General features: G+C 67.1%; 4 protein-coding genes. 2 read left to right on the forward strand and 2 right to left on the reverse strand.

The window, feature by feature from the left end:
• Positions 1-24 precede the first annotated feature (24 nt).
• Positions 25-1,686 carry a carotenoid oxygenase family protein gene (locus tag ACRDUX_RS35050; protein WP_526421156.1) on the reverse strand — a complete coding sequence of 554 codons (1,662 nt, stop codon included), beginning with the start codon at positions 1,684-1,686 and terminating at the stop codon, positions 25-27.
• 260 nt (positions 1,687-1,946) lie between these two features.
• Positions 1,947-3,893, reverse strand: a complete 1,947-nt coding sequence (locus ACRDUX_RS35055) for a right-handed parallel beta-helix repeat-containing protein (protein WP_526421158.1) — start codon at positions 3,891-3,893, stop codon at positions 1,947-1,949.
• A 392-nt stretch (positions 3,894-4,285) separates the two neighbouring features.
• On the opposite strand from ACRDUX_RS35055, the gene ACRDUX_RS35060 reads away from it, so the two are divergent.
• Both ACRDUX_RS35060 and ACRDUX_RS35065 read left to right on the forward strand, forming a co-directional pair.
• Positions 4,286-5,506 carry a hypothetical protein gene (locus tag ACRDUX_RS35060; protein ID WP_526421160.1) on the forward strand — a complete coding sequence of 407 codons (1,221 nt, stop codon included), beginning with the start codon at positions 4,286-4,288 and terminating at the stop codon, positions 5,504-5,506.
• Positions 5,507-6,059: 553 nt separating this feature from the next.
• Positions 6,060-7,286: a hypothetical protein gene (locus tag ACRDUX_RS35065; RefSeq protein WP_526421162.1), complete on the forward strand. Its 1,227-nt coding sequence runs from the start codon at positions 6,060-6,062 to the stop codon at positions 7,284-7,286.
• Positions 7,287-7,471 lie beyond the last annotated feature (185 nt).

A 7,471-nucleotide genomic window follows, 5' to 3' on the forward strand; every position in this document is an offset into this window, starting at 1 on the left:
CCGAGGGACCGGCGCCCTCCAGTGTCAGTGGCCTTCGGCGCGGCGCAGGCCGGTTTCGACCACCGCGCGGAACGGTGCCGGCAGGTGGCGCCAGTCGTCGCCGAGATCGGCGGCGATCGGGACGTGATAGGTGGCGCGGCGCGGGGCGGCGGCGGCGGTCCAGGTGTGGTGGATGGTGCGCTCGGGCCGCAGGTCGGGATGGCCGAGGCGGGCGATCGGGCCGGCGGCGAGATGGTCGGCGTCGAACAACCAGTACTGCACGTCGCGCTGCGGCGAGACGAGATAGACACCGACCCAGCCGCCCTCGCCCCCCGGGCGCGGGATGAACTGGTTGGCGAGCGTCGTCGTGTTGGCCGGGTAGAGGTAGCACTGGGTAACCGCGGCGCTGCGGAAGTCGACGGCGGTGAGCGCCGCCGCATGGGTCCCCTCGGGCAGCGTGTTGGGCGGCAGGATGCGATGCGGGCGGTCGCCATAGAGCTGCATCAGGCGGCGGCTGACCAGCGCTTCATCGAAGCCCAGCCAGCTGACGTAGAGCGGGCTGTCGGCCGGGTTGGCCGGGCGCGGATCCCAGCTCCAGACGCCGGCGCCCCAGAGGCGATCGGGTTGCATGACGCGATCGCTCGATACGACGGTCTGCGCGTCGACTGCGACGCGGTAGCGTCCGATGGTCGCGTAGTCGGCGTTGATGAAGCGATCGAGCTGCCAGCGCTTGAAGGGTTCGCCGGTGCGCCAGTGGACGTCGTCGGCGGTGTTGGCGGCGAGAAAGTCGAGGCCGTTGCCGTGCGTCAGCCACAGGTCGATGTGCTCGCCGTCGTCTTCGTAATCGCAGAGCAGGTGGAAGGCCTCGACCGGCACCTCGATCCGGCGGAACGGCAGGCCGCGCGTGCGATTGGCCTCGCTGAGATCCGCCTTGCGGATGACGTACAGGTTCGACACCGGCAGGTGCGGCGCCAGCTTGGGCAGGCCGAGCCACTCGATGCCGCTCTCGATCTGGAACGAGCACGATTCGAGCAGGACGACGAAGTGCCGCGTCGCGCCGATCTCGTGCACGTACTGCGTCAGCCCGGCGCCCGGCACCTCCCAGCTCTGCACCGCGCCGTCGCCGTCCCAGGTGGTCAGGCGCAGCGGCCGTTCGAAGCGCGACAGCGAGGTGCCGTGCTGTGGGAGCGCCTTGCAGGTGTAGTCGTAGAGCAGGCCGTCGCCGCGGTCGTAGTACGGATGGGCGCTGGTCGGCACCGGCGGCGAGAGCAGCGCCAGTCGGGCACTGCCGCCCCATTCGGCCACCGAGCCGACCACCGTCGCGAGCGCCATCGTCGCCGGGTCGATCTCCCACGGACGGTTGAAGTCGGCGGTGAGGAAGACGCGCTCGCCGATGAGGAAGAACGAATTGTTCAGACCGGTCAGCAGCGGCCCGCCGAGCAGGTGGAAGGCGCGCGGGTCTTCGAAGACGTCGAGGTGGGCGAGCGCCGCCTGCACGTCGTAGGCGTGCGTGTCGCGCACGTGCCAGAGAAGCTCACCATCGCCGTCGGGCTGCAGGTCGAAGCGCTGCAACACGCCGGGGGCGAAGATCGAGTGCTGCTGCCACGGCAGCCGCTTGCCCGGCCCGTTGATCCAATGGTGACCGCGGATCGCCTCGGGCCAGCGGCCGTCGAGGAGGCGCATCGCGTAGCTGCGCGCACTGCCCATGCCTTCTCCTAGCGCCGGCAACCGGGCTGTGTCGATCCGCGAACGCCGCGTGTCGATCCGCGTAGGGGCGCGCCGGTGGCGCGCCCGTCGGCGCGCAGCGCGCGCCGCCTCCGCGTTGCGGGGCGGCCAGAACGTGAGCCGGCCCGCAGCGCCGGACCCCTCACCCGGGCACACCGGTCGCGAAGGGGTCAGAGAAAGAAGGAGGAGGCGCAGCGCGTCCGGGCCGATTGCCGCGGCACGTCTGCGCCTCCTCGCGCTGGCTAGTTGGTCACCGTCAACGTGCCGTTGACGCCGATCGTCCCGATCACGTCTCCCCATTGATCACTCATCGTGACCGCCGAGACGGACAGCGTGTGGTTGCCGAGCGGCGCGTTGCTGAGAATCATCGCGCTGCACGTCGCGACGAACCCGTCTGGGAATGGCGGTACCGGATACTCACCGAGATCGATTAGCAGCAACCGCAGCGCGCCGCTGGCGGGGCTGCTGGTGGTGAGCTGCAAGCCGCCGGGCAGGCGCGGATCGCCGGTGCAGTTCGGCACGGTCATCACCGTGGTCGGGAAGCCGATATCGGCGTTGAAGCCGCTGGTCTGGTTGTTGGCTTCGCGCGCCAGCACCGTGAAGGCGACGCTCATGCCGCGCCGAGCGGTGAGCGCCGGGATCGCAAGCTCGGCGTCGCCCGAGCTGCTGAGCGGTGCGAACCCTTCGCCCCCGCCTCCGGCCGCGAGCAGGCCTTCGCCCCCCGATCCAAGGAGGCTTTGGCCGCCCGGTGCCGGGCAGCCGTCGAGACTGCGGTTGACCGCCCTGATCAGCTCGTTGATTGCGACGACCTGGTTGTTGTTCTTGTCGATGCACTGACGCCCCGACCCCGGAGGACCGAGCGCCCAGTTGACGGAGCGGATGAGCTCACCGATCGTCACCGCATTGTCGCTGCAATTGCTGCAATCGCCCTCGCATGTCGTGTTCGCGCAGGGCGTGGAGGTGCCCGTTGCCACTGGCGTCGGCGTCGAGGTCGCGCCGATCGGCGTCGGGGTGCGCGTCGGCGTGCGGGTGGGCGTCCAGGTCCGCGTCGAGGTCGCCAGCGGCAAGCCCTCGTAGGCCCCGATGTCGGCGATGAGCGAACCGTTGCCGTCGCCGTCACGCGGCCGGGGCTCCCCCTCGCGGTCCTCCTGCGGAATGCGCACGACCAGCGTCGGCTTGGCCGTCGGCCGCACGTCGGCCCCTTCGTCGATGCCCCGGCCGGACGCCAGATGCCGGTCATCGGCCGCCAGGGTCGGCAGGGCCTTGATGTTGACGTTCGGCGTGCCCGGCGTCCCCGCCGGACACGCCGAGGTCTGATCGGCGTACATGTTGCTGCCGCACTCCGTCGTCCCGGCGTTGCTGTCGATGAAGATCTTGCCGCGGGTCAGCGTGTTGTACACGCGCAACGTGCCACTGGTGCGCGCGATCTGCTTGCCATTCTGCCCGGTGGGCGGTGCCAGTCCGCCGTCGTTGTCCAGCAGAGTCGACCCGATGATGTGGTTTACCGAGCTGGCAACGGTCAGCGCGATGCCTTCGCGCAAGTTCTTGAAGAAATACGAATTCTCGACCTGAAGCTTCGCTGCTGAGGATACGAGTCCTCGGCCTTGAATATTCTCTCTTACATCTGAGCAGAGCACCTCCGCATCCTGGCCGGCAATAGTGAGGCCGTCACCGCCGGTGTTCTTGCTGGCGGTGGAGCCCCAGAAGTGGACGTCGGTGAGTGCCGTTGACTCGATCTTGAGTCCGAGACCGGTGTTCTCGTTGACGTTGCCCGCCCGGAACGCAAATGACCCAGATGCCGACGCTTCGACCAGCAGGCCGGCTTGGCTGTTCTTCTCGGCGGTGACGTTGTGCAGGCATACGTTGGCCCCCGCGAGTTTTGCCCCGAAGTCATTGTTGGCGAGTGTCAGATTGCTGAGCACGGCATCGGTCCTGCCGGCCTCGACCTTGATCCCGACTGGAAAGCCGCCCGACACCCGCACGCGCTCGATGCGGACGTTGTTGCCGTTGATGAGAATCCCGGCAGAGCCCGCGGGCGGGACGAAGTTCGGGAAGAGCGTGATGCGACCGCTCGTACCGCGGATGAAGACGTTGTTCGCATTGATCTCCAGCGCGTGGGTGAGAGCACATTCGTCGCTCTGGGGGCCTACGAACGCCAAATTGACGCGCCGATTGTTCGTGTTGAACATGTAGGCATTCAGGGCGGCGCAGCTCGTGATCGTGTCCGTCTGAGACGTACTTGGGGTTGGACAGTCTGGAATCGTATTCCCCAAGCACCGCAATTGTGGAACTGGAGTCGGCGTAGCCGCATAGCCGGTGCTCGCCAGCAGGTGAGCCGCGACCACGGCGATCACAGAACGAAGTGAGCGCAGCGATTGCTGGCGATGGCGGCGGAAGATCCATCGCCTCGGTGTTGACGCGATGAAGGGCCTGTTGGTCTTGCTGGTGGAATCACCTGAGTGAAGAAGTCCAAGAACTGTCGCTGTCATGTTCCCCTCCCGATTTATCGTTTAATGATCCGCACGCTAGCAGTGCACTATAAGTGTTGATCAATCCGCGCCGCCCGCGTACCGTCCTGAGGATGAGTTGCAGTTTTTGGGGCGTGCTGGGCGTCGCCGGGGTGATCGCAGTCGCCACCCCGGCCCAAGCCCTTCACTTCCTCGTTCGGGCCTTCATGGAAGCACCGCCGGGCTCAACCCTTGAAGTTCCGGTCGATCTCTACGGAGCCGAGGGAGCGCTGGTGGCGACCGCTCGAAACGATCTCTTGGTTGCGCCACCTCTCGTCATCCGCGCCAAACTCGACGGCACGCCTGACTGCGCGGCTTGGTACTCGGAGTACCCCACCACCTTCACCTCTCTCCCGACGGGTTGTGCCGGCGATGCGTGCACTGGAGTGCGCGCGTCGATCGATGTCACTCCGCCGGTGGATATTCAGGCGATCGTATACTCCTGCATCGTCGAGGTTCCGCCTGACGCGCCCCCCGGATTCTACCCGCTGCTGATCAGCAACGCGGCCGCCACTGACGCCGCCGGTAACGCGCTGCCCACGACCATCGGCAACGCCCTCATCCCGGTCCCCGAGCTGCCGAAGGCCGCAATGCTGTTTGTCGGCACCGCCGAGGGCTACCCCGGCGAGAGCGTGTGGATCGACGTGGCCCTCGAGAGCACGGTCGCCGCGCAGGTCGTCGGCACGGTCGGTTTCATCGAGTACGATCCGCTGACGCCGATCGTCGCCGACGGCATTGGGCGCCCCCATTGCATGGTGAATCCGTCGGTGGGCCAGCAGAGCAGCTTCTACTTCGGATCTCTGCCGTGCTGCTCGCTCGATGTCTTCATCGGCTCCGGAGATTTGCCCGCGTTTCCATCCGGGGCGCCGATGTTCAGCTGTCTCATCACGATCTCGCCGGACGCGCCGCCGGGGGACTATCCGCTCTTCTGTCACACGTCGAACATCAGCGCGTATGACACCGGCTTCATCCGATCGCACTGCAACGGTGGCGCGGTTCGCGTGCTCGCGCCCGAGACGCCGACGCTGACACCCAGTGTCACCCCGCCGCCGAGCTCGACGCCCTCCGCCCGAGCCACCTTCACGCCGACGCTGGTTCAGCCGACCAGCACCCGAACCCCCGCGCCCGCCGACACCTCGACCATACCGCCGTCGCTCACTCCGCGGCCGTCCGACTCCAGCGGCTGCGCCATTGTGGTCCGGCCCGCGTCCAACTCGGCGTGGCTGCTGTGGTCGCCCGTCGCGGCGCTCTTGTGGGCGGGTCTGCGCAGGGCTGGCGTTCACCGCGCCAGGTAGCGCAGAGGGGCAACCCGTAGACAAGTAGGTAAATACCCTGATGGCGGATGCTGCGCGCAACGACATGCGCCGCATCCACCCAGCCAGCCCCTCCTTCGAGGAGCCGCGTTGCGTCGTGGCGGGGAGTTCTCAAGCCTTGGCGGCGTGCACGCGAAGCGACCGGCTGGGCGTCGACGTTCTACACCGGCGTGTGCCACCCGCCGACATCGGGCCGCGTGGCCACTGCTCGCAACCACTTGCACCGCGATTACGAAGACGACGGAAATCACTGACCGCGCCGATCGCCCGCGAAGGACCTTCGCGCCGCGGGCGCGCAAGTGGAAGCTGGGGCCCGCGTCTCGCCGGCAGGTTGGAATGCGTCGGTGAAGCAACAGCTGCTCTTTCATGTCCGTCCTCCGAGTTGATGGGTTGCTGGGTTTAGTAGGGCAATCGGCGCCCAGAGACGCGCCTTCGGTCAGACGCGCTCATGGAGGAAGAGGCTCGATCTCATTCCTGGATTGATTGGGTGCAGTGCCCCAGATACGTGAGCGAGATGGGCCATGGTACTTGGGTCATGTTCGTGACAGCGGGGGTGATCGCCATCGCGATGCCCGCCGGAGCTGCCCGCTTTAGCGTTCGGGCGAACATGGAGGCACCGCCGGGAACGATCCTTGAAGTACCGGTTCGCCTCTTCGGTGAGGGAGCGCTGGTCTCGACAGCTCACAACGAACTGTCCGTAGCCCCCCCCCTGGTGATCCGGGCGAAACCTGATGGCACGCCCGACTGCGTCGATTTCCCTGAGCAACCGGTCGCGGTCTCGTTCGTCACGTTCTCGTTCGTGCCGCCGGCGTGCGTCGGTGCGGCGTGCACCGGAGTCCGCGCCTCGATCGACGTCGTCCCTCCGCAGGACGTTCAGACGATAGTCTACTATTGCACCGTAGAAATTCCGTGGCATGCGCCACCCGGATTCTACCCACTGCTGATTACTAGCGCTGGCGCGACCGATGCGGCCGGCAACGCGCTGCCTACCACCACGCAAGAAGATGCGATCTCGGTGCCCGAGCTGCCCAAATCCGGGATGCTGTTCGTCGACACCGTGGAGGGGCGTCCCGGTGAAAGCGTGTGGTTCGACGTCACCCTCGAAGCGACCGTGGGCGCGCAGGTCATCGGTGTGATCACCGGGGTCGAGTACGACAAGGCGACCCAGATTGTTGCCGACGATCTCGGGGCGCCCCGGTGCTTGGTGAAAGGGGCGTTTGCTACCGAGAGCGACTTCTTTTTCTCGTGCTTCGAGCCCGGCCGATGCGTTGGGGTGTACGTAGACTTCAGAGTGGACGAAGACCCTGACACCGCGTTCCCATCCGGTTCGGTGATGTTCAGTTGCCTGGTGGCGATATCGCCCGCGGCTTTGCCGGGCACCTATCCGCTCTTCTGCCAGAACGTCAGGATCATCACCTACGATACCGGCTCCATCCAATCGCACTGCAACAGTGGCGCGGTTCGCGTGCTTGCGCCCGACGCGCCGACCCTGACGCCCACCGTCACCCCGCAGCCGCCGAGCCCGACCCCCTCCGCTGCTCCCACCCGCACGCAGACGCCCGTCGAGCCCACCAGCACCCGAACCCCCGCTCCCGCCGAGACCTCGACCGTCCCGCCGTCGCTCACTCCGCGGCCGTCCGACTCCAGCGGCTGCGCCATTGTGGTCCGGCCCGCGTCCAACTCGCCGTGGCTGCTGTGGTCGCCCGCCGCGGCGCTCTTGTGGGCGGGTCTGCGCAGGGCTGTCGTTCACCGCGCCAGGTAGCGTAGAGGGACAACCCGTAGACAAGTAGGTAAATACCCTGACGGCCGACACTGCGCGCAACGACATGCGCCGCATCCACCCAGCCAGCCCTCCTTCGAGGAGCCGCGTTGCGTCGTGGCGGGGGAGTTCTCAAGCCTTGGAGGCGTGCACGCGAAGCGACCGGCTGGGGGTCGACGTTCTACGCC

The sequence above is a fragment of the Mycobacterium sp. genome (assembly GCF_050701675.1).
Classification (GTDB): domain Bacteria; phylum Actinomycetota; class Actinomycetes; order Mycobacteriales; family Mycobacteriaceae; genus Mycobacterium.

Coding starts and splice junctions, on each gene's coding strand:
- ACRDUX_RS35050 (WP_526421156.1), bottom strand. CDS start 1,686: ATGGGCAGTGCGCGCAGCTACGCGATGCGCCTCCTCGACGGCCGCTGG.
- ACRDUX_RS35065 (WP_526421162.1), top strand. CDS start 6,060: ATGTTCGTGACAGCGGGGGTGATCGCCATCGCGATGCCCGCCGGAGCT.
- ACRDUX_RS35055 (WP_526421158.1), bottom strand. CDS start 3,893: ATGTTCAACACGAACAATCGGCGCGTCAATTTGGCGTTCGTAGGCCCC.
- ACRDUX_RS35060 (WP_526421160.1), top strand. CDS start 4,286: ATGAGTTGCAGTTTTTGGGGCGTGCTGGGCGTCGCCGGGGTGATCGCA.